Source organism: Nocardiopsis ganjiahuensis DSM 45031, from assembly GCF_000341085.1.
GTDB lineage: Bacteria > Actinomycetota > Actinomycetes > Streptosporangiales > Streptosporangiaceae > Nocardiopsis > Nocardiopsis ganjiahuensis.
In genome coordinates this window covers 433,653-460,404 of sequence record NZ_ANBA01000002.1, presented here as the reverse complement: position 1 = coordinate 460,404, position 26,752 = coordinate 433,653, and the positions used below count along the sequence as shown (strand labels likewise).

Annotated in this window: 22 protein-coding genes; 10 read left to right on the top strand and 12 right to left on the bottom strand. The window is 72.1% G+C overall.

What is annotated here, in order from left to right:
* Positions 1-62: 62 nt before the first annotated feature.
* Both rsgA and aroA read right to left on the bottom strand, forming a co-directional pair.
* A complete protein-coding gene (rsgA, locus tag D458_RS0102605; RefSeq protein ID WP_017585168.1) occupies positions 63-1,094 on the bottom strand; it encodes a ribosome small subunit-dependent GTPase A in 1,032 nt (343 codons plus the stop codon).
* A complete protein-coding gene (gene aroA / locus D458_RS0102600) occupies positions 1,091-2,431 on the bottom strand; it encodes a 3-phosphoshikimate 1-carboxyvinyltransferase (RefSeq protein WP_017585167.1) in 1,341 nt (446 codons plus the stop codon). The genes rsgA and aroA overlap by 4 nt, the downstream gene beginning before the upstream one ends.
* Positions 2,432-2,674: 243 nt before the next feature.
* Here aroA and D458_RS0102595 point away from each other — a divergent pair, with 243 nt between their 5' ends.
* Positions 2,675-3,847, top strand: a complete 1,173-nt coding sequence (locus D458_RS0102595) for a cysteine desulfurase family protein (RefSeq protein ID WP_017585166.1) — start codon at positions 2,675-2,677, stop codon at positions 3,845-3,847.
* Positions 3,848-3,943: 96 nt separating this feature from the next.
* Here the strand turns inward: D458_RS0102595 and D458_RS0102590 are convergent, their stop codons facing one another.
* Together D458_RS0102590 and D458_RS0102585 are read right to left on the bottom strand one after the other, a co-directional pair.
* Positions 3,944-4,600 carry a peptidylprolyl isomerase gene (locus tag D458_RS0102590; protein ID WP_017585165.1) on the bottom strand — a complete coding sequence of 219 codons (657 nt, stop codon included), beginning with the start codon at positions 4,598-4,600 and terminating at the stop codon, positions 3,944-3,946.
* Between the two features lie 105 nt (positions 4,601-4,705).
* Positions 4,706-5,215 (bottom strand): PLD nuclease N-terminal domain-containing protein, encoded by a 510-nt coding sequence (locus D458_RS0102585; RefSeq protein WP_017585164.1) that lies wholly within the window; start codon positions 5,213-5,215, stop codon positions 4,706-4,708.
* Positions 5,216-5,432: 217 nt separating this feature from the next.
* Here D458_RS0102585 and D458_RS0102580 point away from each other — a divergent pair, with 217 nt between their 5' ends.
* The 3 genes from D458_RS0102580 to D458_RS0102570 all read left to right on the top strand — a co-directional run bounded on the left by D458_RS0102580 (position 5,433) and on the right by D458_RS0102570 (position 7,930).
* Entirely contained in the window at positions 5,433-6,251 is an 819-nt protein-coding gene (locus D458_RS0102580; RefSeq protein WP_017585163.1) for a helix-turn-helix domain-containing protein, read from the top strand.
* Between the two features lie 70 nt (positions 6,252-6,321).
* Positions 6,322-7,536: an amidohydrolase gene (locus D458_RS0102575; protein WP_017585162.1), complete on the top strand. Its 1,215-nt coding sequence runs from the start codon at positions 6,322-6,324 to the stop codon at positions 7,534-7,536.
* A 208-nt stretch (positions 7,537-7,744) separates the two neighbouring features.
* Positions 7,745-7,930 carry a hypothetical protein gene (locus tag D458_RS0102570; protein WP_017585161.1) on the top strand — a complete coding sequence of 62 codons (186 nt, stop codon included), beginning with the start codon at positions 7,745-7,747 and terminating at the stop codon, positions 7,928-7,930.
* Positions 7,931-7,959: 29 nt separating this feature from the next.
* Here D458_RS0102570 and D458_RS0102565 read toward each other — a convergent pair whose 3' ends face one another.
* Both D458_RS0102565 and D458_RS0102560 read right to left on the bottom strand, forming a co-directional pair.
* Positions 7,960-8,883 (bottom strand): DUF3592 domain-containing protein, encoded by a 924-nt coding sequence (locus D458_RS0102565; RefSeq protein ID WP_017585160.1) that lies wholly within the window; start codon positions 8,881-8,883, stop codon positions 7,960-7,962.
* A gap of 70 nt (positions 8,884-8,953) precedes the next feature.
* The gene (locus D458_RS0102560; protein WP_017585159.1) at positions 8,954-9,760 is read right to left on the bottom strand and encodes a TIGR03089 family protein; all 807 of its coding nucleotides are present in this window, start codon (positions 9,758-9,760) and stop codon (positions 8,954-8,956) included.
* A 140-nt stretch (positions 9,761-9,900) separates the two neighbouring features.
* Here D458_RS0102560 and D458_RS0102555 point away from each other — a divergent pair, with 140 nt between their 5' ends.
* Genes D458_RS0102555 through D458_RS0102545 form a run of 3 tightly spaced genes read left to right on the top strand, consistent with a single transcriptional unit; the run spans position 9,901 to position 14,093 of the window.
* Positions 9,901-11,988 carry a hypothetical protein gene (locus tag D458_RS0102555; protein ID WP_020480264.1) on the top strand — a complete coding sequence of 696 codons (2,088 nt, stop codon included), beginning with the start codon at positions 9,901-9,903 and terminating at the stop codon, positions 11,986-11,988.
* 9 nt (positions 11,989-11,997) lie between these two features.
* On the top strand, positions 11,998-12,936 hold the full coding sequence (locus D458_RS0102550; protein WP_017585158.1) for a glycosyltransferase family 2 protein: 939 nt from the start codon (positions 11,998-12,000) through the stop codon (positions 12,934-12,936).
* Between the two features lie 35 nt (positions 12,937-12,971).
* Positions 12,972-14,093 carry a glycosyltransferase family 4 protein gene (locus tag D458_RS0102545; RefSeq protein ID WP_026118922.1) on the top strand — a complete coding sequence of 374 codons (1,122 nt, stop codon included), beginning with the start codon at positions 12,972-12,974 and terminating at the stop codon, positions 14,091-14,093.
* Between the two features lie 31 nt (positions 14,094-14,124).
* On the opposite strand, the gene D458_RS0102540 is transcribed toward D458_RS0102545, so the two are convergent.
* Complete coding sequence (locus D458_RS0102540; protein WP_017585156.1) at positions 14,125-14,901, bottom strand: hypothetical protein; 777 nt, start codon at positions 14,899-14,901, stop codon at positions 14,125-14,127.
* Between the two features lie 80 nt (positions 14,902-14,981).
* Positions 14,982-15,935 (bottom strand): lysylphosphatidylglycerol synthase domain-containing protein, encoded by a 954-nt coding sequence (locus tag D458_RS32805; RefSeq protein WP_017585155.1) that lies wholly within the window; start codon positions 15,933-15,935, stop codon positions 14,982-14,984.
* Positions 15,936-16,035: 100 nt separating this feature from the next.
* On the opposite strand from D458_RS32805, the gene D458_RS0102530 reads away from it, so the two are divergent.
* Positions 16,036-18,663 (top strand): bifunctional FO biosynthesis protein CofGH, encoded by a 2,628-nt coding sequence (locus D458_RS0102530; protein WP_083936216.1) that lies wholly within the window; start codon positions 16,036-16,038, stop codon positions 18,661-18,663.
* 138 nt (positions 18,664-18,801) lie between these two features.
* Here D458_RS0102530 and D458_RS0102525 read toward each other — a convergent pair whose 3' ends face one another.
* From D458_RS0102525 to cofD, 4 genes are all read right to left on the bottom strand, one after another.
* On the bottom strand, positions 18,802-20,040 hold the full coding sequence (locus D458_RS0102525; protein ID WP_017585153.1) for a glycosyl hydrolase family 18 protein: 1,239 nt from the start codon (positions 20,038-20,040) through the stop codon (positions 18,802-18,804).
* A gap of 197 nt (positions 20,041-20,237) precedes the next feature.
* Complete coding sequence (locus D458_RS0102520) at positions 20,238-21,830, bottom strand: Na+/H+ antiporter (protein ID WP_017585152.1); 1,593 nt, start codon at positions 21,828-21,830, stop codon at positions 20,238-20,240.
* A 102-nt stretch (positions 21,831-21,932) separates the two neighbouring features.
* Positions 21,933-23,276: a coenzyme F420-0:L-glutamate ligase gene (locus D458_RS0102515; protein ID WP_017585151.1), complete on the bottom strand. Its 1,344-nt coding sequence runs from the start codon at positions 23,274-23,276 to the stop codon at positions 21,933-21,935.
* Positions 23,273-24,262, bottom strand: coding sequence for a 2-phospho-L-lactate transferase (gene cofD / locus D458_RS0102510; protein WP_017585150.1), 990 nt, complete (start codon positions 24,260-24,262; stop codon positions 23,273-23,275). Before cofD ends, D458_RS0102515 begins: the two co-directional genes overlap by 4 nt.
* A gap of 247 nt (positions 24,263-24,509) precedes the next feature.
* Here cofD and D458_RS0102505 point away from each other — a divergent pair, with 247 nt between their 5' ends.
* Both D458_RS0102505 and D458_RS0102500 read left to right on the top strand, forming a co-directional pair.
* Positions 24,510-26,168: a hypothetical protein gene (locus D458_RS0102505; RefSeq protein ID WP_026118920.1), complete on the top strand. Its 1,659-nt coding sequence runs from the start codon at positions 24,510-24,512 to the stop codon at positions 26,166-26,168.
* 240 nt (positions 26,169-26,408) lie between these two features.
* Positions 26,409-26,696, top strand: a complete 288-nt coding sequence (locus tag D458_RS0102500) for a WhiB family transcriptional regulator (protein ID WP_014908913.1) — start codon at positions 26,409-26,411, stop codon at positions 26,694-26,696.
* The last annotated feature ends 56 nt before the right edge of the window (positions 26,697-26,752 follow it).

Below are 26,752 nucleotides of genomic sequence, written 5' to 3'. Positions count from 1 at the left end.
GCGGGCCTCGGCCCCCGGTCTCGCGGCGCACGCCGACACGCGTCCCCTGTAGCCCGGGACGGTCAGGAGTGGGGGCCGGGCGGGGGCTGCTCGGGGTCGGTCTCCTCGTCGCCCTCGCGGCTGCTGAGCAGGCGCCGGAGGGAGGCCACGCGCTCGGGGTCGACCTCGCCGCGGCCCAGGGCGGCCTCGACGGCGCACTCCGGGGCGTCGGGCTGGTGGGTGCAGCCGGGTGGGCAGTCCTCGGCGATCTCGGCGAGGTCGTGGAAGCCCGTGACGATCTCCTCGGGGGAGATGTGCGCCAGGCCGAAGCTGCGCACGCCCGGGGTGTCGATCAGCCAGCCGCCCTCGAACCGCAGGGCCAGTGCGGAGGTGGAGGTGTGCCGCCCCCGGCCGGTGACCGCGTTCACGTGGCCGACGGCCCGGTCGGTCCCCGGGACCAGTCGGTTGACCAGCGTCGACTTGCCCACGCCCGAGGAGCCCACGAACACCGTGGTCTTGTCGGCCAGGCGGGCGCGGAGCTCGTCGAGGCCGCCGTCGGGGCTGAGTACCTCGTACGGCAGTCCCAGCGGCTTGTAGGTGCTCAGCATCTCGTCGGGGGAGGCCAGGTCCGCCTTGGTCAGGCAGAGCAAGGGCTCCAGTCCGGCGTCGTAGGCGGCGACCAGGCAACGGTCCACGAACCGGGGCTGCGGGGCCGGATCGGCGAGGGCGCAGACGATGGCGAGCTGGTCGGCGTTGGCCACGATCACCCGCTCGACCGGATCGGTGTCGTCGGCGGTGCGTCTGAGCACGGAAGCGCGTTCCCGGACCCGGACCACGCGGGCCAGGGTGTCGGGTCTGCCGGACAGGTCGCCGACCACGTCCACCCGGTCGCCGACCACGATCGAGCCCCGGCCGAGCTCACGGGCCTTCATCGCGACCACCGGGACGTCGTTCACCAGACAGCGGTACCGTCCCCGGTCCACCGCGGTGACCAGGCCCTGCACGGCGTTCTCGTGCTTGGGCCGCTTGCTGGTGCGCGGCTTGGAGCCGCCCCGGGCGCGTACGCGGATGTCGTCCTCGTCCAGGTGGCGTCCCCCGCCCCGCGTGCGGCTCATGCCAGGACCTCCGACCACATGCCGGGGAAGTCGGGCAGGGTCTTGCGAGTGGTGGCGATGTTCTCCACCTCCACACCGGGCACCGCGAGCCCGATCACCGCACCGGACGTGGCCATCCGGTGGTCGTCGTAGGAGTGGAACACCCCGCCGTGCAGGGGCCGGGGCCGGACGACCAGCCCGTCGGGCAGCTCCTCCACGTCTCCGCCCAGGCGGTTGATCTCGGTGGCCAGCGCCGCGATGCGGTCGGTCTCGTGGCGGCGCAGGTGCGCGATCCCGGTCAGCCGGGAGGGGGAGTCGGCCAGGGCGGCCACGGCGGCGATGGTCGGGGTGAGTTCGCCCACGTCGCGAAGGTCGGCGGTGATCCCGTGGATCCGGCCGGTGCCGCGCAGAGTCAGGTCCGTGTCGTCGGCACCGGACCGGGAGACCTCCCCGCCCATCCGGGTGAACAGATCGCGCAGGGCGTCACCGGCCTGGGTGGTCTGCTCCGGCCAGCCCTGGACGGTGACCTCGCCCTCGCTGACCAGGGCGGCGGCGAGAAAGGGAGCGGCGTTGGACAGGTCGGGCTCGACGGTGATCTCCGCGGCCGAGATCCGCCCGGGCTCGACCTTCCACCAGTTCTCCCCGGTGGTGACGGTGACCCCGACCGCGCGCAGCATCTCGACGGTCATGTCCAGGTGCGGCTGCGAGGGGACCGGCGGGCCCTCGTGCCGGACGTGCACCCCCTCGGCGAAACGGGCGCCGCTGAGCAGCAGGGCCGAGACGAACTGGGAGGAGCCCGAGGCGTCCAGGGTGACCTCGCCGCCGCGTACGGACCCGGCCCCGTGGATGGTCAGCGGCAGGGCTCCGCGTCCCTCGTCGTCGATGTCGGCGCCCAGGACGCGCAGGGCGGTGAGGAGCTCGTCCACGGGCCGTTCCCGGGCGCGGGGGTCGCCGTCGAAGCGCACGTCACCGGTGGCCAGGGCCGCCAGCGGCGGCACGAAGCGCATGACGGTGCCGGCGTTGCCGACGTTCACGTCGGCCGGGCCGCGCGGGGGCGCCGGGGTCACGCGCAGGTCCGGCGCGGAGTCCGGCTCCCGGGCGGGGACCTCGTCGATCCTGGTGCCGAGCGCGCGCAGGGCGCCCACCATGAGCTCGCTGTCCCTGCTGACCAGGGGGCGGCGCACCAGGCACGGCGTGGCGGAGAGCGCCGCCAGTACCAGGGCCCGGTTGGTGACGGACTTGGAACCGGGCAGGGAGATCCGGGCGCGCACCGGTCGGGGGGCGGTGGGCGCGGGCCAGTGCCCGCCGACAGGGGCGGCGGTGGTCGGGGCGGACTGCGTGGACGCGGAGTCAGGCATGCTCCAAGGCTATCGGGCCGTGCGGGATCGGGAGGGGAGCGGCGCCAACCTGTGGACAACCCCACCTGTTCCCCGGCCGCGGGGGAGTTCGGGGGCGGCGCGGGGCGCCCCGGGAGCCCTGCTCCTCCGGCACCGGCGCCGTGTGGGCCGGCGCGCGTGCGACCGGGGGCGGGTCGCGGGCTGCGGACAAACGGGGGACGGCGGGTGAGGGCGTACGTGGTCGGACGTATCCTGGAATGCGCCATGGTGTATCTGGATCACGCAGCCACGACCGAGGTCCGCCCCGAGGTGATCGCCGATGTGGCGGCGGAGCTCGGTGCCCTCGGCAACCCATCGTCCCTGCACGGCCACGGACGGTCCGCTCGGCGTACCGTCGAGGAGTCGCGCGAACGCGTCGCCGAGGCGGTGGGAGCCACCCCGCACGAGGTGGTCTTCACCGCGGGCGGGACCGAGTCGAACAACATCGCGATCAAGGGCCTCTACTGGTCCCGCAACGCGGAGGACCCGGCGCGCACGCGGATCCTCGTCAGCGCCGTGGAACACCACGCCGCGCTCGACCCCGCCCACTGGATGGCCGACCACCAGGGCGCCGTCCACGAGGAGATCCCCGTGGACGCCCTGGGCCGGGTGCGCCCGCAGGCCCTGCGCGAGGCGATCGAGCGCGATCCCGCGTCGGTGGCCGTGATCTCCGTGATGTGGGCCAACAACGAGATCGGCACCGTGCAGCCGGTGCGGGAACTGGCCGCGGTCGCCGCCGAGTACGGGATCCCCTTCCACACGGACGCGGTGCAGGCCGTGGGTGTGGAGGAGGTCGATTTCGCGTCGAGCGGGGTGAGCGCCCTGACGCTGAGCGGCCACAAACTCGGCGGCCCGGTGGGCGTCGGCGCGCTGGTGGTCGCGCGGGGGCTCGTTCCGACCCCGGTTCTGCACGGCGGCGGACAGGAGCGCGACATCCGTTCCGGAACCCTGTCGGCCCCGCTCAGCCGCGGGCTGGCGACCGCCGTGCACGCGGCGGTCGGGGAACGCGACGAGCACGTCAAGCATCTGACGGCGCTCCGTGACGAACTGGAGTCCCGGGTCCGCGAGGCCGTGCCCGACGTGGTGGTCAACGGCGACCCGGAGCTGCGGCTCCCGGGGATCGCCCACCTGTCGTTCCCGGGCTGTGAGGGCGACGCCCTGCTGATGCTGCTGGACGCCAAGGGCATCTCCTGCTCCACCGGCTCGGCCTGCTCGGCGGGGGTGGCACAGCCCAGCCACGTGCTGCTGGCCACCGGGGCCGAGCCCGACGTCGCCCTGAGCAGCCTGCGCCTGTCCCTGGGCCGCACCTCCACCGGGGAGGACGTGGACCGGCTGGTCGAGGCGATCGGACCGGCGGTCGAACGCGCCCGCGCGGCCATGGCCAAACGGCGGCGCTGAGCGCCCGCACGGCTGTGACCCGTGCACACACGGACGGCGGCGGTGCCCAGCAGGGGCGCCGCCGCCGTCCGTGTGTCGGTCCCGAACCGGGCGCGGTCAGTCGCCCGGGCGCTTGATGGTGACGGACTCCAGCACGATGTCGCTGGTGGGGCGGTCGGCCTCGTCGGTCTCGACCGTCGAGATCGCGTCCACGACCGCCATCGACTCCTCGTCGGCGACCTTGCCGAAGATGGTGTGCATACCGCTCAGGTGCGGGGTGGCCTCGACCGTGATGAAGAACTGGGACCCGTTGGTGTCCGGACCCGAGTTGGCCATCGCCAGCAGGCCCGGTTCGTCGAAGCCCAGTCCCGAGTCGAACTCGTCCTCGAACTGGTATCCGGGGCCGCCGCGGCCGGTGCCCGTCGGGTCACCGCCCTGGATCATGAATTCGTCGATCACGCGGTGGAAGACCGTGTCGTTGTAGAACTCCGCCTCACCCGTCTCCGGGTTCTCCGGGCCGTCGCCCTCGGCGAGCTCCACGAAGTTGGTGACCGTCAGCGGCGCTTCGGCGGCCAGGAGCTCCACCTCGATGTCGCCCTCGCTCGTGTGGAGCGTGGCCCCCTCGACGTCGGGGACCTCCACGTCGGCCGCGGGTTCGGAGGTCTCGGGTTCTGAGGCCTCGGGCGCCTGCGGCTCCTCCTCGTTCCCACACGCCGCGGTGGCGAGGAGGGCGGTGGAGGCGAGGATCGCTACCGGCAGAGTCAAGCGGTTCATCGGTTCACTTCCGAGATCAGGTTCGCAGCGGGGCGGCACACAGAGTACTGCGAACAGGAGCGCCCCAGATGCGGCGGGGGGCCTGACCGAAACTCCGTGACCGCATCAGGACGCGGATCCGGTCGGGTCCTCGTCGCCGTCGCGCTCACGCTCAGGCCCGCTCCCAGGCCCGCGCTGTTCGCTGCCGCCGGCTTCGGTGTCCCCCTCGGCCGCCCGGTCGGCCTGCCGACCGTGTTCCCGCTCCCGGTGTTCGCGGGTCTCCTGCTCCTGGAACTCCCTGGCGCGGCGGCGCTGCTCCTCGGCGCGCTCACGGCAGCGCCGCAGGAACGCCTCGTCCTCCTCCGGCGAGACGGCGCGGGCGCGGCCGGGGTGCTCGTACTCGGGGAAGGGCGGAGGCGGACCCGCGGGGCCGCCGGCGAGAGCGGCGTCCCGGGGCGGACGGCCCAGGACGAACCACAGCGCGGCGCCGATCTTGGGGAGCAGCAGGACGATCACGGCCCAGGCGGGCTTGGGCAGGAGGCGGACCCGTTGGGCGTCCGATCCGACGACGTCGAACAACACGTAGACCCAGAACGCGATCGACATCACGGTGAGGAAGAGGGCGAGGTAGACCAACGGACCTTCCAATCGGGGGAAACACTCGACAGGCCTGGTGTGACATCGTCGGCCTTGTACTGACTTATCACGGATGGCCGCACCCGCCCGGTCGCTTGACCAGCCGCCCCGGCGCGGGAGAGGGTCGGACTGCAGGGGCTGGGGTGTCGAACCCGAGGGTACGTCACCACATGCCCCTGGAGGTGTCTGCAGGTGCCGGGCGAGGACGGGAGAGGTTATGGACGTGAACACCGCGTTGCCGTCGGCGATGTGGCTCCCCTTCGGGGCGCGGGTGCTGCGTGCCCGCTCCGACCGGGGCCTCTCGCGCGCCGAGCTCGCCAGGAACGTCGGGGTCACCGACGACAAGCTCCGGGAGGTCGAGGACGCGCACTGCAGGCCGGCCCGCTCACTGGTGGAACGGGTCGACACCGCGCTCGGCACCGAACACCAGCTGGTCGACGCCTGGGCCATCACGCTCCAGGCCGAGGCCTTCCCCAGCGAGTTCGGAGACATGAGCGAACTCGGCACGCACGCGACCCGCCTGTGGGAGCACCAGCCGATGGCGGTCCCCGTCTTCCTGCGCACCCGCGAGTACTCGCGGGCGATCCTCGAACCCCGCTATCCGCACGTGGGCCGCGAGGAGATCGACGCACTGGTGGAGGACGAGATGGCCGAGCGGGCGGCGATGACCGGCCCTGACGGTCCGGCCCTGCGGGTGGTCCTCAACGAGTCCGTGCTCCAGCGGCCCCAGGGCGGCGCGGCCGTCCTCAACGGCCAGCGCGACTTCCTCGCCGACCTCGTCAAGGCGGGCATCGTCGACCTCGGGGTGATCCCCGAGGAGACCCCGCACCATCCGGGGCTCGGCGGCGCCTTCCGGCTCATGGAGTTCGCCGACCGGCCCAGCATGGTCTACGCCTTCGCGGCCCAGGGAGGCGAGCTCACCGGGGACACCGAGGACGTCGGCCACTGCCGGATGGTGCGCGACTCCATCGAGGAGGCCAGCGTCGACCTGACCCCCGAGTCCGAGCTCCTCACCGCTCGCTGGCCCACAGGATGACCGGTTCGTAGGGTGATCGATCGGGAAACAGCCTTGGGAACGTGACCGTCCATGGACTAGGTTGCCCGCCATGGATATCGCTATCACTTCCGGATACGTCGTTCCCGTCGCTGGAGACCCCATCGACGGTGGAACGGTTCTCATCACCGACGGAAAGATCGCCGCGGTCGGTGCGGCCTCCGACGTAGCCGTTCCCGAGGGCGCCGAGATCGTCGACGCGGCGGGCAAGTGGGTGCTGCCCGGCTTCGTCGAGGCCCACGGCCACGTCGGCATCCACGAGGAGACCATCGGCTGGGCCGGTGACGACACCAACGAGATGACCGACCCCAACGGCGCCCGCATGCGTGCGATCGACGCCATCAACCCCGCCGACCAGGGGTTCGTCGACGCGCTCTCCGGCGGTGTCACCAGCTCGGTGATCAAGCCCGGCTCCGGCAACCCCATCGGCGGCCGCACCGTCGCCATCAAGATGTGGGGCCGCAGCGTGGAGGACCGGCTGCTCAAGGAGCCCGCCAGCGTCAAGAGCGCCCTGGGTGAGAACCCCAAGCGCGTCTACGGCAACAAGGACACCCTCCCCTCCACCCGCCAGGGCGTGGCCGCGGTCATCCGTGACGCGTTCACCAAGGCCCAGGACTACAAGGCCAAGCGGGACCACGCCGCCGAGGAGGGCAAGCCCTTCGACCGCGACAACACCCTGGAGACCCTCGTCCAGGTGCTCGACGGCGAGGTGCCCTGGTGCCAGCACGTGCACCGCGCCGACGACATGCACACCGCGATGCGCCTGGCCGACGAGTTCGGCTACCGGCTCATCATCAACCACTGCACCGAGGGCCACCTGCTGGCCGACGAGATCGCCGAGCGCGGCATCCCGGTCATCACCGGGCCGCTGATGACCAGCCGTTCCAAGGTCGAGGTCGGCAACAGGACGCTGGCCAACCCGGGCATCCTGGACCGTGCGGGGGTGAAGGTCGCCCTGACCACCGACGCTCCGGTCATCCCGATCGAGTTCCTCGTCTACCAGGCCATCCTGTGCGTCAAGGAGGGCATGGACCGCGACTCCGCGATCCGCGCGCTCACCCTCAACCCGGCCGAGATCATGGGCCTGGACGACCGGGTGGGCTCCCTCAGGCCCGGCCTGGACGCCGACGTCGTGGTCTGGTCCGGAGACCCGCTCGACATCATGAGCCGTGCCCAGCGCGTGTTCGTCGAGGGCCGCGAGGTCTACACCTACGACGAGGCCGAGCGCAAGGGCGTGGCCGCCGACCCCTACTACCGGGAGTCCTGAACCCCCGCGGACCGAGGGCCCCGACCCCTTCCTGAGGGCCGCTGAGGTACCTCAGAGACCCTCACGCCGTGTCCCGCGCCACCTGAGGCGGGGCACGGCGTCGGTGTTCGGTGGATTCTCCCGATGTGGGAGGCGGGTCCTTACCGGGAGTCTGGACTCAGCCGGGAGGAACGGCCCGGCGGACACGGACTCACCACAGGGGGACACCATGCACCCGGACCAAGCCGCCCAGGCCGCCGACGCCTACCGGGCCGAGGCCGAACGCGCCGCCCGCGAGGAGCGCCTCGTCCGCCGGGCCCGGAAGGAGGCCCGTGAGGCCGCCCGGGCACAAGCGCGTGTCCAGAAGAAGAAGGAGGGACGGGGCGGCCCCTCCGGCCACGACCTCGCCGTGTGAGCGGGGCGGGACCCAGAAAAGGCGGCCGGTCAGAACACGAACGTCAGCACCGTGCCGACGAGGACGAAGACCGTACCCACGAAGAACGGCACCAGAACCGGAATCCTCCCCGCGTTCGGGTGGTCGCTGAGGGAGTAGTGCGGCGGATGGGCGGGGTCGTACTCCAGCCGCAGCCGCTCCTGGACGGCGGGTGCGAAGCCGCCCGTGGCGACAGGGTGCCGCAGGTGGACCTCACGCCCGTCGGCGGCCTGGAAGTAGACCGTGAACGGGTGCACCCGCACCGTTCTCCAGCCCCCGTTGTTCCGGCGCACGCGTTTGCTCTCCGTCCAGCTGTCGGTCACCGCTCCGGTGGCGGAGGCGCTGTACTCGGGTCGGGGGCTGCGGTCCGTGAGCAGGCGGTACGACGCGCTCGCCAGCACTCCCAGGCCCACCAGGACGAAGGTCGGCGGAATCACGGCCAGGGCGGTGCCGGTTCTGTTCGCGATGACCAGGGCCGCGACTCCGAGGATGACCAGGCTCATCGCGAGCGGGAACAGCGCGGCCACGAGCGACGGAGGGCGGGGGATCCCGTCCCGGTACAGGGGGTAGTCCCGCATGGGGTCCCCGGGGAAGGCCGCGCGCTCCACCCGTACGTTCGCCTGGTCCTGGGCGGCGTACAGCGCCGTGACCGGGGTGCCCTCGCGGAGGAGGTACCCGCCTGTCCCGGAACCGTCGACCGCCTCCCAGGTGCCCCCTCGGGCGTCCTGCAACCGAACGGTCACCGGCTGCCTTCCGGAACGCTCCATGGGGTGGACGGCGGAGACGACCCCGTGTGCGCGGACCCCGGACCGGGCCAGCCCCAGTTCGCGTCGGCGCCGCGAGAGCGCGGAGACGGTCCGGCGGGCCCCCGTGTAGAGGAGGAAGGCCGTCACGACCAGGAGTGGGATCAGGGACGCGAGGGTGTCGTTGTTCACCGGAGCGTTCTACCAAGGCGACATAACGGTCAGGACACCGGCCCCGTCCCGTGTCCGGTCCGCCCCGGCGTCAGACCACCCTTCGGAAGGGCAGTTCCCCGGCGGGCTCGGTCCCGTACAGGACGCTCACCCGCTCCGTGCCCATCCGGTCCAGGAACCGCTGGAGGTCGCCCTCGGCCGGGGCCGGGGTCAGCACCAGGGGGACCCCGGCGGAGATCGCCGCGGTGAGCACCGACAGGTCCTCACCCAGTGCGGTCAGCGGGGCGTCGGGGGCGACGACCACCGCGAGCCGGTCCTGCTCGCCCAGGCCCCACTCCTCGGCGAGGGCCTGCCCGGCCTTCACCACCTCGGTGCCGGTGAGGGTCCGGCCGGCGGACTCCAGGGCGGGTTCGGCGGCGTCCACGGGGTAGGCGGGGAAGTGGTCGCCGTGCCCGCGCACCTCGACGGTGTAGTCGGTGACCATCGGCGGGACCTCGCGCAGCGGCAGGCCCAGCGGGTCCAGGGACGTGCCCACGACCTCCTCGGCGCCGCTGTCCAGGGCGGCCTCCAGCCGCTCCGGGTCGGCCACCGCGACCTCGGTCCCCGGGGCCACACCCTCGGCGGAGAGCACCGCGGCGGCCCCCACCGACCAGGTGGACAGCAGCCACGCCAACGACTGCCAGTGCGGCGGCAGGGCCAGGGCGATCCGGTCGCCGGGCTGCGTGCCGAAGCCGTCCACGAGCATGTTCGAGGTCTTGGACACCCAGTTGTCGAGGGTGGCCCGTGACAGTTCGATCCGGTCGCCGAGTTCGTCGTAGGAGGTCACGAACGGGCGTGTGGGATCGGCGGAGACGAGGGCGCGCCAGAGTCGCGCGGGAGAGTCGGACATGACGCCCATGCTAGGGCGTGCTCCGAACCGGGTTCCGCGCACCGGCGCCCGGACCGTACGGCACCGTCCGAGGCGGACCTTCTGCCACGGTCGCTCCGGGGAGGGGCCGCCGTGTGCGTACGGTGGCGCGAACTGCCAGAGTTGCCTTCATGCGCCTGCTTCCCGGACGGTTCCTCGCCCGTGTGACCGCGCTTCCCGCGATCGCCCTCTCGGCCTGGCTCCTGGTCACCTTCCCCCTGTTGGTCATCGGTCAGTTCACCCCGCTGACCGGGGCCTTCCTCGGTCTTCCCGCCGTGGTCGCGGCCTGCGCCCTGGTGCCCCGGTTCGTACCGGACCCGCCGGAGGGGGAGGAGACGCCCTGGTGGCCGGTGATCGCGGTCCTGGTGATCACGGCGGCCTTCGCCGCCGTCCAGATCGCCTTCCACGCCGAGGCCCTGGTGATCCGGCGCGACCCGGCCTCCTACGCGATGTACACCGCCTGGATCGCGGAGAACGGCTACCTGCCCATCCCGCAGCAGCGCGAACTCATCGCGGGGGACGACCCGGCGCTCAGCTACCAGAGCCTCGCCTACTACCAGCGCGACGACGTCATCTGGCCGCAGTTCATGGCCGGGGCTCCGCTGGTGCTGTCGATCGGCTACTGGCTCGGCGGGCTCGACGGCATGCTCGTGACCACCCCGGTCCTGGGCGCCCTGGGCGTGCTCACCTTCGCCGGGCTCACCGCCCGCCTGGTCGGGGCCCGCTGGGCCCCGTTGGCCGCCCTGGTCCTGGCGGTGTGCCTGCCCCAGCAGTGGGTCAGCCGGTTCACCTACAGCGAGCCCCTCGCGCAGATCCTGCTCCTGGGCGGTCTGGTCATCGCCTTCGACGCCCTGTCCCGCCGCCGGACCCTCACCGACCGGTGGGGTGGGCCGCAGACGCTGGCGGCCGCGGCCGGCGTGGTGTTCGGGCTGGGCGTGCTGGTGCGCATCGACGCCATCCGCGACCTCCTGCCGGTGGTGGGCTTCGTCGGCCTGATCCTGGTCGCCCGGCGCGGGCAGGCGCTGCCGCTGCTCGGCGGACTCGTCGTGGGCGTCGTCTACGGACTGGTCGCGGGGTACGGCTACTCCTATCCCTATCTGGAGTACCTCGCGGACTCGCTGAACCCGCTCCTGCTCATCGGTTTCGGGGTCGTCTTCGCCACCGTCGTGCTCACCGCGGCCCTGTGGCGGTACGGGCTCCCGCACACCGAACGGGTCCGCTGGCTGCCCAACGCGATGGCGCTGCTGGCGCTGCTGGTCATGGCCGGGTTCGCGATCCGCCCCCTGTTCTGGCCGGACTACGGGCACGGCAGCGACTTCACCGACCAGTGGGTCGCCTCCGTGCAGCAGATCGAGGGCCTGCCGGTCGAGGGCAGCCGCACCTACTACGACATGAGCCTGTACTGGGTGGGCTGGTACGTCGGGCTGGGCACCGTCCTGTTCGCCTCCCTCGGCGTCGCCCTCGTCCTGCGCAGGCTCACCCAGCGCCGCGACCTCCAGTGGCTGCTGCCCGCCATGGTGCTCGTGTGGACGGTCGCCACGACCCTGCTGCGCCCGGCCATCACCCCGGACCACCCCTGGGCCAGCAGGCGCCTGATCGTGCTGGTGATCCCCGCCTTCATCCTGTTCGCCGTGTGGTTCCTGGCCTGGCTGACCCGCTACTGCGAGAGGTCCGTCCGCGACGCGGGGGCCGGGCCGCTGGTCCGGACGCTGCCCGCCGTGGTCGCCGCCGGCGCCGCGGTGTCCCTGATCGGGCCCTCCGCTGCCACGTCCGCCGCGGGGATCATGGGGTACCGGCAGGACGTGGGGACGGTCGCGCAGACCGAGCGGCTCTGCGAGTCGCTGCCCGCGTACGCCTCGGTCATCGTGGTCGACTCCGGGATGGCGGGGAACTACATGCCGCTGCTGCGCAACGTGTGCGGGGTGCCCACCGCCGCACTGGGCGACCTCTCCCCGGAGGCGGTCGAGCGCGTGGTGTCCGCCGTGCACGAGCGCGGCCGCGACGCCGTTCTCGTCGCGCCGGAGTGGGACCTGATCGACGAGCTCACCGACTCCTCGGTGGAGCCGGAGCGGCACTTCCACGTCGTCGCGCAGATGGACCCGAGTACCCTCATGGAGCCTCCGACCGGAAGCTGGAGCTTCAACGGGAGCGTGTGGACCGCGGTCCTGCCCGCCCCCGAGTGCCCTCCGACCGCATCGTGCCCCTCGCCACGCCGCTGAGAAGAATCCATGAACCACGCAGACGCCGAAGAACTCCCCGAAGAGCGCACCGACGCCCCGCCCGTGCGGGTCACGATCGTGCTCCCCTGCTACAACGAGGAGGAGCACGTCGTCGACGAGATCAAGCGGATCTGCTCGGCGATGGACGCCTCCGGGTACGGGTACGAGCTGCTCGCCGTCGACGACGCCTCCACCGACGACACCCTCGCCCGGCTGCGCGAGGTCGCCGACGCCTTCCCGCACATGAAGGTGGTGGCCTTCGGGCACAACGGCGGATCGGGCACCGTACGGCGGATCGGCAGCCAGCGGGCGCGCGGCGAGTACGTGGTGTGGACCGACGCGGACATGAGCTACCCCAACGAACGCATCCCCGAGCTCGTCGCCATGCTCGACGCCGACCCCGAGATCGACCAGGTCGTGGGCGCGCGCACCCAGGAGATGGGCACGCACAAGGCGCTGCGGGTCCCCGCCAAGTGGGTGATCCGCAAGTTCGCCGAACGCCTCACCAACACCCGCATCCCCGACCTCAACTCCGGGCTGCGGGTGTTCCGCAAGGACGTGGCCCGCCCCTACCTGCGCCTGCTGCCTCCCGGGTTCTCCTGCGTCACCACCATCACGCTGGCGTTCCTGTCCAACCAGCACCCCGTGAAGTACGTGCCGATCGAGTACGCCAAGCGGGCGGGCACCTCCAAGTTCCACTTCGTGCGCGACGCCTACCGGTACATCCTCCAGGTGCTGCGCATGGTCATGTACTTCAACCCGCTCAAGGTCCTCATGCCGCCCGCGCTGTGGCTGCTGGGCGTCGGAGCGGCCAAGTTCGTCTACGACCAGGTCCGCAACCCGCTCTACATGCCCAACAACACCGTCATGATCCTCATGACCGGGCTGATCATCGCGGCGATCGCGCTCCTGGCCGACCTCATCGTGCGTTCCAGGGAGCACCCGTGAGCGACCAGGGAACCGACCACGGCCAGGGGGCGCCCGTGACCAGGCGGATCACCCTCGTGGGTCCCGCGCACCCCTACAAGGGCGGCGGGGCGCGGCACACCACCGAGCTCGCGCACCGGCTGCGCGGCCTCGGCCACACCGTGGGGATCGAGTCGTGGCGGGCGCAGTACCCGGCCGCGCTGTACCCGGGGCAGCAGACCATCACCGACCCCGAGGGCGAGCCGTTCCCGGACACCCGCCACGAGCTGGCCTGGTACCGCCCGGACGGCTGGTGGCGGACCGGGCGGCGCCTGGCCCGCCGGGACGACCTGGTGGTCCTCACCCTGTTCTCACCGGTGCAGGTGCCCGCCTACCTGGGCGTCCTCGCCGGGATCCGGTCCCTGCGCAGGGGGACCGGAGAGGGCCCGCGGGTGGTGGTGCTGTGCCACAACGTCCTGCCGCACGAGCGGCGCGCGGTCGACGTGTCCCTGGTCCGGGCGCTGCTGCGCCGGGTCGACGGGGTCCTCACCCACTCGGCCGAACAGGGCCGCCTCGCCGAAGGGCTCCTCGGGCCGGCGGGGCCGCGCCCCGTGGTCGCGGAGATGCCCCCGCACCTGCCCGAGACCGGGGGCGTGCGTTCGCAGGAGCGGTCCGGGGAACGCCGGGGCCTGCTGTTCTTCGGGATCGTCCGGCCCTACAAGGGCGTGGACGTGCTGCTGCGCGCCCTGGCCGAGGGCGCGCCGGAGGACGTCGCGCTGACCGTGGCGGGTGAGTTCTGGGGTGGTTCGGGGGAGCTGTCGGCCCTGGCCGGGGAGCTGGGCCTGGCCGACCGGGTCCGTTTCCGGGAGGGGTACGTGCCCGCCGACGAGCTGCCCGGGCTCCTGGCCGGGGCGGACGCCCTGGTGCTGCCCTACCGTTCGGCCACCGCCACCCAGAACGTGTGGCTCGCGCACGAACACGGCCTGCCGGTGATCGCCACCCGGGCGGGCACCCTCGCCGACCACGTGCGCGACGGGGTGGACGGTCTGCTCTGCGAACCCGGGGACGTGGCCGACCTGGCCCGGGCACTGGCCGCGTTCTACCGGCCGGGTGAGCCCGCGCGCCTCAGGGCGGGTGTCCGCCCGGTGGACGCCGAACCGTACTGGAAGGCGTACACCGGGCAGCTGCTCGGTACCTGAGCCCGGAGGGTCCCCGGGGCGCGGACGTGGTTCAGGAAGCCCGGCCCCGGGGTCCGCGGCGGCGCAGGTGGAGCACGACGGGCACCAGCAGGAAGACCGCGCCGAGCACGCCCGCGCCCAGGACGAACCAGGGCAGAAGGTCCCGCCAGCCGGAGGATCCGCTGTCGGCGGCGGCCTCGTCCGCACCGTTCGCGAGCTGCTCGCCGAGTTCGTCGTCCGTGCCCACCTGCACGCTGCTGAGCGGGGTCTCGGCGACCACCGCGCACTCGCCGAACCCGGGCAGGGAGAAGGACTCGGTGGCCACGCGCACCTCGTAGAAGCCCAGCGGCGGCTCCCAGTCCGCCCAGGACAGGACGGGGGGATCGTCACCGGTCAGGAGCCTGCCGTCGGCGCCGGACAGGGTGGCGGTCAGTGTTCCGGCCCGCTGGGCGGCCTCGTCCATCTCCTCGGCGGTGATCCCGGGGAGGGTCTGTGCCTGCGGCACCAGGACGAGTTCGAGGTCGGCGGTCTCCTCCGCTCCGGTGCCCTCTTCCTCCTCCGAGGCCAGTTCGGCGGCCAGGGCCAGGGAGAGCTCGGACTGTCCCCCGTCCGACTCGCTGAGGACCGGGAAGAGCTGTCCGACCACGGTGAGGGTGCCCGCGCCCCGGTCGCACTCGATCCCGGCGGGCTTGACGTAGGCGTGGGAGGGGCCTTCGGGCGGCGGGTCGTCGGTGGCGGCCGGTGCGGCGGCGCCGAGCAGCGCCGGCACCAGGAGCAGTGACACGGCGGGGGCGGACAGGACACGTGGGAAGCGGGGGGCCCAGTTCATACGGCCCGAGCATAGGACGCGCCTCCCAAAAATGGAAGGTTTCTTTCCTGTTCGGTTGAGCCAGGGGACAGGGCCGGGGCTCAGGGTCCTCCGGGCGCCGGTTCGGCATCCGGCTCCGGGGCCTTGGACAGCAGGACCGCCAACCCCGCCCAGCCCACGTCCGCCACCGTCATGACCAGCCTGGACAGCACCGCCACCACCAGCGCCGCACCCGCGTCCACCACCGGGGCCAGCGCCACCACCAGGACCACCTCGCGCACCCCCAGACCGGCGGGGGCGAACACCACCAGCAGCCCCAGCGTCCAGGCCAGCGCGTACGCGCCCACCGCGGGCCCCGCCGACCTCAGCGCGTCGCCGCCCACAGCCCAGGTCAGCAGCCACACGTGCGCGCCCAGCGGCACCCAGGCCACCAGGGTCCAGCCCACGGACGCCGCGACCGGGCCCCCGCCGACCACCAGCGGACCCGCCTCGGCCACCTCCCTGAACCGGGCGAAGGGCCGGGCCGCCAACCGCACACCCCACCCCAGCACCCTCGGGTGCAGGCAGGCCAGCAGCAGCGGCGCGGCCGCCAGCGCCCACCACCAGCGGCGGGCGGCCTCGGCCGAGGACAGCGGCAGCGCCACGGCGGCCACCGCCAGGCTCACGGCCACGGTCACGGCGATCGCCAACAGGGTCGCCGCGGCCCCGCGCGATCTCGGCACCCTCCAGTCCCGGGCCAGCTCCACCTGCGCCACGAACGCCCACACCGACCCGGGCAGGTACTTGCCGAGCTGCCCGACGAACATCACCCGGGCGGCCACCGCGCGCGGCAGGGGGGACCCCAGGCCGGCCAGCAGGGACCGCCACGCCAGCATCTGCGCCGCCAGCCCCAGCATCCCGGCCAGGACGGCGGCGGGCAGCACCCACAGGGGGAGTTCGGACACGGCGTCGCGCGCCTGCGTCCAGTTGGCGTACAGGGCCGCGCCCGCGCACGCGCACACCAGCAGGAGCAGGGCCAGCCGTACCCACGTGTTCCGTCGAAGCCGATTCAGCACCCCGCCAGACTATTCGGGTCCGGGCGTGCGGTCCTTGCCCCGGACGGCCACCGGGTGGCGGCGACGACCGCAAAACAGCGAACGCGTAGTGTGGGCCGGTATGAGTGGTGCGAACGATCCTGCCCCCGTCCCCACGCCGACGGCGTCCGCCATGCGCAGGGCGCTGGCCCGGGCCCGGGACGGCAAGACCCTTGACGTCACCGAGGCGGAGGTACTGCTGCACGCCCGCGGCGAGGACCTCGAACGGCTGCTGGACCACGCCGGAAGGGTCCGCGACGCGGGCCTGGAAGCCGCCGGCCGTCCGGGTGTGATCACCTACAGCCGCAAGGTCTTCGTGCCGCTGACCCGACTGTGCCGGGACCGCTGCCACTACTGCACCTTCGCCACCGTCCCCGGCCGCCTGGACGCCCCCTTCATGTCCCCGGACGAGGTCCTGGACATCGCCCGCAAGGGTGCCGAGATGGGCTGCAAGGAAGTCCTCATCACCCTGGGGGACCGGCCCGAGGACCGGTGGAAGCAGGCCGCCGAGTGGCTGAACTCGCGCGGCTACGACGACACCCTGTCCTACGTCCGCGCCATGGCGATCATGGTCCTGGAGGAGACGGGACTGCTCCCGCACCTCAATCCCGGGGTGCTGACCTGGTCGGACCTCCAGCGGCTCAAGCCGGTGTCCCCGTCCATGGGCATGATGCTGGAGACCACCTCCAGGCGCCTGTTCGAGGAGAAGGGCCAGCCCCACTACGGCAGCCCCGACAAGGACCCCGCCGTGCGGTTGCGCGCGATGGAGGACGCCGGGCGCTCCAGCGTCCCCTTCACCACCGGCATCCTGCTCGGGATCGGTGAGACGGTCACCGACCGGGCCGAGTCGATCTTCGCGATGCGCGGGGTCTCCCGCCGCTACGGCGGCATCCAGGAGGTCATCGTGCAGAACTTCCGGGCCAAGCCGGACACCGCGATGATGCACCGCCCCGACGCCGAGCGCGACATGATGGCCGCGACCATCGCCGTCACCCGCCTCGTCATGGGCCCCAAGGCGCACATCCAGGCCCCTCCCAACCTCATCGGGGCCGACCAGGGCGGTGTGGACGAGTACGAGCTGATGATCCGCGCGGGCATCGACGACTGGGGCGGTGTCTCCCCGCTCACCGCCGACCACGTCAACCCCGAGCGTCCCTGGCCCCAGATCGATGACCTCGCCGCCCGGACCGCCGCCCAGGGGTTCGCGCTGCGCGAGCGCCTCACCGTCTACCCGGAGTACATCCGGGCCGGTGAACCCTGGGTGGACCCGCGCCTGCGCGCGCACATCGACGCCCTGGTGGACCCGGAGACCGGGCTGGCCCGCGAGGACGCCCCGCTGGTGGGCCGCCCCTGGCAGGAGCCCGAGGCGGTCCTGGTCTCCTCCGGCCGCACCGACCTGCACACGGAGATCGACACCGAGGGCCGCACCGGCGACCGGCGCAGCGACTTCGACGCCGTCTACGGAGACTGGGACGAACTCACCCCGGGCGTGGACCGCGAGGGCGCGGTGCCCCGCCGCCTGGACCCGGAGATCTCCGCAGCCCTGCGCAGCGCCGAACGCGACCCGGCCGGGCTCAGCGACGCCGAGGCGCTCGCCCTGCTGCACGCCGAGGGCGACGCCCTGGAAGCGCTCACCGGCCTGGCCGACCGGATCCGCAGGGACACCGTCGGCGACGACATCACCTATGTCGTGACCAGGAACATCAACTTCACCAACGTCTGTTACACCGGCTGCCGGTTCTGTGCCTTCGCGCAGCGGCGCACCGACGCCGACGCCTACACGCTCTCCCTGGACCAGGTCGCCGACCGCGCCGAGGAGGCGTGGAAGGCCGGGGCCACCGAGGTGTGCATGCAGGGCGGCATCCACCCGGACCTGCCCGGCACCGCCTACTTCGACATCGCCGCCGCCGTCCGCGAACGGGTCCCGGAGATGCACGTCCACGCCTTCAGCCCGATGGAGGTGGTGAACGGCGCCGCCCGCACCAACCTGCCGGTGCGCGAGTGGCTGACCCGCGCCCGCGAGGCCGGGCTCGGCTCGATCCCGGGGACCGCCGCGGAGATCCTCGACGACGAGGTCCGGTGGATCCTCACCAAGGGCAAACTGCCCGCCAGTGAGTGGATCGACGTCATCACCAGCGCCCACGACCTGGGCATCCCCACCACGTCCACGATGATGTACGGGCACGTGGACTCCCCGCACCACTGGGTGTCGCACATCAAGCTGCTGCGCTCGCTCCAGGAACGGTCCGAGGAACGCAACGGCAGGCCCGGCTTCACCGAGTTCGTGCTGCTGCCGTTCGTGCACACCAACGCGCCGATCTATCTCGCCGGGCTGGCCCGCACGGGACCGACCGTCCGTGAGAACCGCGCGGTGCACGCCCTGGCCCGCCTGCTCCTGCACGGCAGCATCGACAACATCCAGGGCTCCTGGGTCAAGCTCAACGAGGGCACCTTCCGCCAGCTGCTCGACGGCGGTGTCAACGACGTCGGCGGCACGCTCATGGAGGAGACCATCAGCCGCATGGCCGGCTCCGGGCAGGGCTCGTTCAAGACCATCAGCGACATCAAGGCGCTCGTCGAACCCACGGGCCGCCCGGTCCGCCAGCGCACCACCACCTACGGCCCGGTCCCGGAGGAACGCCAACGCATCGCCGAAGCCAGCGACGGCGTGGCCCCCAGCGTCCTGCGCCCCACCCTCCCGGTGGTCTGACCGGCAACGACAAGAGGGGCGGGACGCCGGGGAAAGGCGTCCCGCCCCTTTCTCGTTGCGCGGCCCGTCGGGGAGGGGAGTGAGGCGACGGGCCGCCGGCCGCGGGGTGGGAGTGAGGGCCCGCGGGGGTGTGGTCGGTCAGCAGCCGCCTACGCGGTCCCAGACCCCCCACTCGCCGGTGGTGCCGGGCTCCTCGCCCTGGGTCCACCAGCGGGCGGTGTAGACCGAACCGCTGTGGGAGACGGAGTCACCCTGCGTGTAGACACTGCCGCTGCTCCAGGCGGCGGCGTCGCAGTCGGGCTCGCCCGGACCCTCGGTGGGCTCCTCGGTGGGGCTGGGGGACGGGGACGTGCCGGGGCCGTTGCCCAGGCGCTGGGAGACGGTGTCGGCGAACTCGTAGTTGTTGGTGGCGTCCCAGTTGATGGACCAGGTCATCACGCCGCCGATGGGACCGTACGGGGTGTCGGGGGAGAAGGAGCCGCAGCTGGTTCCGGCCTCCAGGCAGTCCAGGGCGGCGACGATGCCGTTGGGCTCCAGGTAGCCGCCGCCGGCGGCGGAGGGCACGGCGGGCAGGCCCAGGCCGACCTGGCTCGGGTCCAGGCCCATCTCCAGCTGGATGCAGGCCAGGGCGGCGACGAAGTCGCTGGTGCCCTGGGTGTAGACGCTGCCGTCGCAGCCCAGCATGGAGCCGGAGTTGTAGTACTGCATGTTCACGATGGTGAGGATGTCCGAGATGTTCTCGGCCAGCTGGTAGTACCCGGCGCCGGGGCTCTGGAAGTCGATGGTCTGCGGGGCCATCGTGACGATCAGGTCGGAGCCGGCCTTGCCGCTGAGGTCGTGCAGGGCGTCGGACATGTGGGTGGCGTCGATGCCGTGTTCCAGGTCGATGTCCACGCCGTCGAACCCGTAGTCCTGCATGAGCTCGTAGGTGGTGTCGGCGAAGTTCCGCGCCTGGGTGGGGTTGGTGACGTCCACGTGGCCGATCTCGCCGCCCACGGAGATGATCACCTTGCGGCCCTCGGCCTGGATGGCGGCGATGTCGTCGCGGAACTGCGCGTCGGTGTAGCCGCCGAGTTCGTCTCCGGCGAGGTTGAAGGTGATACCGCCGTCGAGTTCGGGGTGGTTGTCGGCGAAGGCGACCGCCACGAGGTTGTACTCGCCGGGGATCTCGGAGAGCGGCATCACGGTGGAGCCGTTGTCGAAGTTGTGCCAGTAGCCGGTGAGCCACTGGTCGGTCTGCTGGACCTCGACGCTGTCGGACACGGTTTCGACCTGTGTGGGGTCGGGGGTGAGGGTGCCGCAGGAGGTGACGAGCGCGGTGGCTGTCGCGGCGAGGCCGCCGAGAAGGGCGAGCCGGGTGTTCCGGGGGCCGAGCATGGGGGTGCTCCTTTCGTCGAGCGGGGAGACGAAGGGTCTGTGCTCTGTGAGCCGGTAATTGTTAGGAGACCTTAGAGTTGCGCCAGGAGCCCGTCAACGGAAATGGTTAAGAAAGTTTGTAGTTTTCTTGGGTACCCGGTACCACCAGTGGTCCGCGGACTCCCGGCCCGCTGGGGAGGGTTCCGGCCCGTCCCCGGTCAGACGCCGTACGGACCGCCCCCGGGGCCGCGGAGGTCCATGTCCCGGGTCACCCCGGTGAAGACGTCGTAGTCGATCTCCCCCGAGCGGTACAGCGCCATCAGCGCGTCCCGGCGGGCCTGGTCGACCTGGCCGAAGACCGCCTTGCGGTCCCGGGCGTCCTCCTTGACCCGGTCCAGGTCCGCGCCCTCCGCGTTCAGCAGTCCCTTCACCGCGCCGATCCGTTTCGCGTACCGCTCCCGCACGGCGTCCGCGGTCCGGTCGTCCACGTCCCCCTCGGTGAGCATCTCGTCCACCTTGCGCACGGCGGCGCAGTCCATCTCGTACTCGGCCCGCAGGAACTCCCGCCGACGGGTGCCCTCGTCGGTCAGCCCCAGCCTGCGCAGCACCCACGGCAGTGTGCTCCCCTGTCCGACCAGGGTGCCCATCACGACCACGCCGGCGATGAAGACGAGCGCGCCCCGGTCGGTGAAGTCCTCGCCGCCCAGCGTCGCGGGGAGGGACAGCGCGATCGCCAGGGACACGGCCCCGCGCATGCCGCTCCAACCGATCGCCACACGCTCCTTGAAGCCCGAGCCGTCCAGCCGTTCTCTCGACAGGTACCGCTGCAGCGGGGTCACGAACAGCATCAGCGCCATGCGCACCGCCATCGCGGTGGCGGTCACGGCCAGGGCCACCAGCACCAGCTGCACGAAGGCGTAGTCCTCCTGCACGGACCGGACCACGGCGTCCAGCTGCAGGCCCAGGAGCACGAACAGCATCGCCTCCAACAGGCTCACCAGCGTGGTCCAGATGGTCTGCCCGCTGACCCGCACCCGGGGCGGCAACAACCCCTCGCCGTGCGTGCCGAGGTAGAAACCGGCCACCACCGCGGCCAGCACCCCGGAGAACCCCGCCATCTCCGCGGGGATGTAGGCCACGAACGGGGTGATGAGCGCCGTCATCAGCTGGAGCGAGGCGTCCCGCATCCGGACGCGCGCCCAGGCCACCGCCACGGCCACCACCGCGCCGTAGACCAGTCCGCCCACCACCACCTCGCCCAGCTCCAGGGCCGCGTCGGCCGGGGTGAGGGGGTGCGTCATCGCGGTGACAGCCAGGCTGAACAGGGTCAGGGCGACCCCGTCGTTGATGAGGGACTCGCCCTCCAGGATGGTCAGCACCCGGCGCGGGGTCCCCGCCCGTTTGAGGATCGCGGAGGCGGCCACGGCGTCGGTCGGTGCGATCGCCGCGCCCAGCGCGATCGCCGCGGGCCATCCCGCGTCCGGCAGCAGCAGGTGGACGATCCCGGCCAGTCCGAACGCGGTGGCCAGGGTCATCCCCACCGACATCACGACGATGGGCCGCGCCAGGTCGCGCATGTCCTTGGGGGAGGAGAAGAACGCCGCGTTGTAGATCAGCGGCGGCAGGAAGACCAGGAGGATGATCTCGGGGGTGATGGACAGCGAATGCATCCACGGCACCACCCCGAGGAGCATGCCCAGCACCACCAGGACCACCGCGCCGGGCACCCTGATCCGCCCGGCGACCAGCTGTCCCGCGATGACCGCGACCACCACGACCAGCGTGGCGACCACGTACTCCTCGACGGCCATCCGAACCCCTCCCCGTCCGCGCCCCGCCCCAGCATGCCGGGACGGGGACGGGGAGGGGCCCGGGACGCGCCGCCGGGGCCGGTCAGCGCACCGTGGTCCGGGTCATCTCACCACGACGAAGGCGTCCGGGTCGCGCGGCGGCCGCTCCTTGGGCGCCTCGGCCGCGTACCCCACGGCCACCGCGCCCATCGGCCGCCAGTCCCCGGGCACGTCCAGGACCTCGCGCACGGTGTCCGCGCAGAACATCGTGGAGGAGATCCACGCCGAACCCAGGCCCTCCATGGCCAGGCCCACCAGCAGACTCTGCACTCCGGCGCCCATGGCCACGAGGAACATCGACCGCTCGGCGTCGGCCCGGCGCTCGTCCGGGTAGGGGTGCGCGCCGTCGGCGACCAGGAACGGCACCACCAGGTAGGGGGCGCCGCGCAGCACGTCGCCGCGCCTGGTCCGCCTGGTGATCTGCTCCTCGGTGAACCCGTCGCCGCGCAGGTCGGTCACCCAGGCCTGGAGCATCGCGTCCAGCAGCCGCTTCCTCGTCTCCGCGGACTCCACCAGCACGAAGCGCCAGGGGGTGGTGTGGTGCGGTGCGGGAGCGGTCACGGCGGTGGCCACGGCACGGCGTACCAGGGCGGGGTCCACCGGCTGGTCGGTGAAGGACCGCACGGTCCGCCGGGCCGGGACCACGTCCCTGGAGCCGTAGCGGAACAGGTCGGCGTCGGCCGGGCGGACCAGCTCCGCGGCTCCGGGCCCGTCCTCCTCGGTGACCAGGCCGCCCAGGCCCGAGACCACGGCGACCGGCACACCGGCGGTCTTGCCCTTGACCAGCTCCCCGGCGCCGGCGATCTCGTCGGCGACCGCGTTGACCGTGGCCTCCATCAGGTTGCCGTGGGTGTCGACGGTGCCGCGCAGGTCCTGCACGGCGCGCAGCCCGGCCGCGCCGATGGCGACGTCGGTCTGACCCATCCGCCAGGGGCGGCCGAACGTGTCCGAGACGATGACCCCCACGCGCACGCCCAGGCGCTCGCGCACCCCCGCGCGCAGGGCGCGGGCGGAGGCGTCGGAGTCCTCGGGCAGCAGGAGGACGGTGCCGGGCTCGACGTTGGAGGCGTCCACCCCGGCGGCGGCCATGACCAGGCCCTGCCGGGTCTGCACGATCCGGGTCCGGCCCATCCGCGCGACCACGCGCTCGGTCTCGGCGCCGATGGCCGCCTCCCGGTCGTCCCCGGGCCGTGAGCGTCCCTCGGCCTTGCTGACGATCTTGGAGGTGACGACCAGGATGTCGCCGTCGGCCAGGGGCCGGCCGGAAGCGGTCACGGCGTCGGCGACGAGCCCGGCGAGGTCGTCGCCCGGACCCACCTCGGGGATCCCGGCGAGCCCGCGCACCCGCAGTTCGGAGTCCCGCGCGGCGGCGCCCCGCCCGGCAGCCCCCTGCTCCCGGGCGCTCACCGGCTCTCGTCCTTGCCTTCGGACAGCTCCACGGCCAGGTCCAGAGCGGCCCGGGCGAGCGCCTCGGTGGACTCCGGGTCGCTCATGTACAGCGGCCGGGAACGCACCTCGATCCCCTCCACCTCGGTGCCTGCGTCGGCCTCGTCGACCAGCCAGCCGTCCAGCAGGTCCGAACCGAGGTGCTCGGCGACCGCTCCCGCGCTGGTCTCGACGCCGATGGCGCTGAGACAGGCGTCGGCCATCCCGCGGACGGGGGCGCCGCCGATGATCGGTGAGACGCCCACCACGGTCTTGCCGACCATGGCCTCGCGGATGCCCTTGATGTTGAGGATGGAGCCGACGCTCACCACGGGGTTGGACGGCGGGATGACCACGACGTCGGCGTTGCTGATGGCACGGATCACACCGGGGGCGGGCTCGGCCTTCTCCGCGCCCATGCTGATGATCTGTTCGGCGGGCAGCGCGGCGCGGTGCCTGATCCACCACTCCTGGAAGTGGATGGCCCGGCGCCCGTCCTCGTCGTCGACGATCACGTGCGTCTCGACCTGGTCGTCGGTCATCGGCAGCAGCCGCACACCGGGCTGCCAGCGGTCGCACAGCGCGGTGGTGATCGCGGACAGGGGGTAGCCCGCCGCGATCATCTGGGCCCGTACGATATGGGTGGCGGTGTCACGGTCGCCCAGACCGAACCAGGTGGGTTTCATCCCGTAGGCCGCGAGCTCCTCCTTGACCGTGAAGGTCTCGTCGGTCCTGCCCCAGCCCTGTTCCTCGTTGATCCCGCCGCCGAGGGTGTACATCACGGTGTCCAGGTCGGGACAGATCCGGAGGCCGAAGAGGGTGATGTCGTCACCGGTGTTGCCGATGACGGTGATCTGGTTCTCTGTGGTCTGGTCCGATTCGGTCGCGGCGCCGGTTCCGAGGGCGGCTTTGAGGCCGCGGAGGAAACGTGCGCCGCCGATACCGCCAGCCGGTACGACTATCCGCATGCGCCCAAGTCTGGCAGGCTGGGGGCGCGTATGGGTCGTCTGCCCCCCGTGGGTACGATCCGGCGTGACCGTTCCGGTACCGACGGTGTGTGAACCTTCGGACATCGGTCGCCATCCCACTCCATCGGCCCCGCGTCCGGTGTCCCCGTTTCCTTCCCTGGGCGCGCCTCGGCCGATTCACCCGACAGCCCGACGATATGCCAAGCTTCCTCCGACGCGACGGCGAAGCAGCAGAGGGGAACCTCTCTTGAACAACGAAACACTAGAACGTCTGCGCCTGCCCGGGGCCTGGGTCCTGTTGGGGGCCGTGGGCGTCCAGATGCTGGCCGGACTGATCACGCTGATCATCTGGTCGAGCGAGTACAACGGGAGCTTCGCCGGCGCCATGGGCTCGGCCGGGTCGTCCTTCTACGGCATCACCATCACCCTGCTGCTGGTGGCCGCGGTGGTCCTGGTGCTCACCAGCGAGCGCACCCGTCCGGTGTCCTTCCCCGTGATCCTGACCGCGATGATCATGGTCGGTGTCGGCCTGCTCTTCGGCCTGATCGGCCTGATCAGCGGGTTCATCGGTATCGACAACGGCGGTCTGGCCTTCGCGGGCTTCCTGGAGAGGGCGGCGCTGCTCGCGGTGCTCGGCTTCTTCGGGTTCTACCTGATCAAGATCTTCAACGACCCCACCGTGGTCCCGCGTGCGCAGCCGCAGCAGGCGCAGATGTACAACCAGCAGCAGTTCCCGCCCGCGACCGGCACCCAGCAGTCGTTCGCCCAGCCCGGCTACCCGGCCGCCGACCCGGCGCAGGCCGGTGCCCAGCAGGCCTACGGTGACGCCTACGGTCAGCAGGCCGCCTACGGGCAGGACGCGGCCGCCCAGCAGGCGCAGCAGCAGGCGTACGGCACGGGCGCCCAGCAGGCCTACGGTGACGCCTACGGTCAGCAGGCCGCCTACGGGCAGGACGCGGCCGCCCAGCAGGCGCAGCAGCAGGCGTACGGCACGGGCGCCCAGCAGGCCTACGGTGACGCCTACGGTCAGCAGGCCGCCTACGGGCAGGACGCGGCCGCCCAGCAGGCGCAGCAGCAGGCGTACGGCACGGGCGCCCAGCAGGCCTACGGTGACGCCTACGGTCAGCAGGCCGCCTACGGGCAGGACGCGGCCGCCCAGCAGGCGTACGGGACCGGCGCGCAGCAGGCCTACGGCCAGGACGCCGCTGCCCAGCAGGCGCAGCAGCAGGCGTACGGCACGGGCGCCCAGCAGGCGTACGGCCAGGACGCGGCTGCTCAGCAGCAGGCGTACGGGACCGGTGCACAGCAGGCGTACGCGACCGGCGCGCAGCAGGCCTACGGGCAGGACGCGGCCGCTCAGCAGGCGCAGCAGCAGGCGTACGGCACGGGCGCCCAGCAGGCCTACGGCCAGGACGCCTACGGTCAGGCCCAGCAGCAGTACGGCCAGGACGCCTACGGTCAGCAGGTCGCCTACGGCCAGGACGCGGCCGCGCAGCAGGCGTACGGCTACGACGCGCAGCAGGCGCAGGCCTACGGCCAGGCCCAGCAGCAGTACGGCCAGGACGCCGCCGCCCAGCAGGCGAACGAGTACGGCCAGGCCTACGACCCGTCCCAGTACGCGCCGCAGACCTACGAGGCCCAGCCCGCCGCCGACCAGCAGGCCCAGGACGCCATCCAGCACGGTTGGTACCAGGACCAGGCCCAGCAGGGGCAGGAAGCACCCTCCGAGCCCGGACTTGAACCATTCTTTAACTCCGGTGAGAACACTGGTGGTGAGTCGACCGACCAGAGTGGTGGGACGTACGGCAGTCAGTACGGTTCCGGCTCCGGCTACAGCTCTGACCAGCCAGGACAGGGCGGTACCGACAACCAGCAGAACTGGTACGGCAGCGACGGCCAGCGCTGATCCCGCTCGGGCCGCCACGCTCTCCACGCCTTGGGAAGGCACGTGAATTGCGTGGTAATCCACAGAACGGACATCGCGGGCCTGCCGTTGGAGGTTCGTTACATGATATTCAGTGGATTACCACGTCGGGCGCTTGACTCACAGTGAGGCGCACGCGTGTAATTCCAATGTGGGATTTCCACCCGACCCGGGGGACGAAAAGGGTCGGGGACATCTATTGGGGGGCTACAGGAGGTGCGCATGAGCGAGGTCATCCCGCTGGCGCACGGCTCGGACGAAGATCTGGGCTGGCAGGAACGTGCCCTGTGCGCGCAGACCGACCCGGAGGCGTTCTTCCCTGAGAAGGGCGGCTCGACACGGGAGGCCAAGAAGGTCTGCCAGTCGTGCGAGGTACGTGCGGAGTGCCTGGAATACGCGCTGGAGCATGACGAACGCTTCGGCATCTGGGGGGGACTCTCCGAGCGCGAGCGCCGAAGGCTGAAGAAAGCCGCCGGGGGAGATTTCGATTTCCTGGCGGACATGCTGTAGGAGCGCGCGTGAGGGCGCACCCGGGCCACGAGTCCGGGTGCGCCTTTTTCATGTTC

What these genes read in the sequence shown, in the direction of transcription:
- rsgA (WP_017585168.1), bottom strand. Translation starts at nt 1,094, where the DNA reads ATGAGCCGCACGCGGGGCGGGGGACGCCACCTGGACGAGGACGACATC.
- aroA (WP_017585167.1), bottom strand. Translation starts at nt 2,431, where the DNA reads ATGCCTGACTCCGCGTCCACGCAGTCCGCCCCGACCACCGCCGCCCCT.
- D458_RS0102595 (WP_017585166.1), top strand. Translation starts at nt 2,675, where the DNA reads ATGGTGTATCTGGATCACGCAGCCACGACCGAGGTCCGCCCCGAGGTG.
- D458_RS0102590 (WP_017585165.1), bottom strand. Translation starts at nt 4,600, where the DNA reads ATGAACCGCTTGACTCTGCCGGTAGCGATCCTCGCCTCCACCGCCCTC.
- D458_RS0102580 (WP_017585163.1), top strand. Translation starts at nt 5,433, where the DNA reads ATGGACGTGAACACCGCGTTGCCGTCGGCGATGTGGCTCCCCTTCGGG.
- D458_RS0102575 (WP_017585162.1), top strand. Translation starts at nt 6,322, where the DNA reads ATGGATATCGCTATCACTTCCGGATACGTCGTTCCCGTCGCTGGAGAC.
- D458_RS0102570 (WP_017585161.1), top strand. Translation starts at nt 7,745, where the DNA reads ATGCACCCGGACCAAGCCGCCCAGGCCGCCGACGCCTACCGGGCCGAG.
- D458_RS0102560 (WP_017585159.1), bottom strand. Translation starts at nt 9,760, where the DNA reads ATGGGCGTCATGTCCGACTCTCCCGCGCGACTCTGGCGCGCCCTCGTC.
- D458_RS0102555 (WP_020480264.1), top strand. Translation starts at nt 9,901, where the DNA reads ATGCGCCTGCTTCCCGGACGGTTCCTCGCCCGTGTGACCGCGCTTCCC.
- D458_RS0102550 (WP_017585158.1), top strand. Translation starts at nt 11,998, where the DNA reads ATGAACCACGCAGACGCCGAAGAACTCCCCGAAGAGCGCACCGACGCC.
- D458_RS0102540 (WP_017585156.1), bottom strand. Translation starts at nt 14,901, where the DNA reads ATGAACTGGGCCCCCCGCTTCCCACGTGTCCTGTCCGCCCCCGCCGTG.
- D458_RS0102530 (WP_083936216.1), top strand. Translation starts at nt 16,036, where the DNA reads ATGAGTGGTGCGAACGATCCTGCCCCCGTCCCCACGCCGACGGCGTCC.
- D458_RS0102525 (WP_017585153.1), bottom strand. Translation starts at nt 20,040, where the DNA reads ATGCTCGGCCCCCGGAACACCCGGCTCGCCCTTCTCGGCGGCCTCGCC.
- D458_RS0102520 (WP_017585152.1), bottom strand. Translation starts at nt 21,830, where the DNA reads ATGGCCGTCGAGGAGTACGTGGTCGCCACGCTGGTCGTGGTGGTCGCG.
- cofD (WP_017585150.1), bottom strand. Translation starts at nt 24,262, where the DNA reads ATGCGGATAGTCGTACCGGCTGGCGGTATCGGCGGCGCACGTTTCCTC.
- D458_RS0102500 (WP_014908913.1), top strand. Translation starts at nt 26,409, where the DNA reads ATGAGCGAGGTCATCCCGCTGGCGCACGGCTCGGACGAAGATCTGGGC.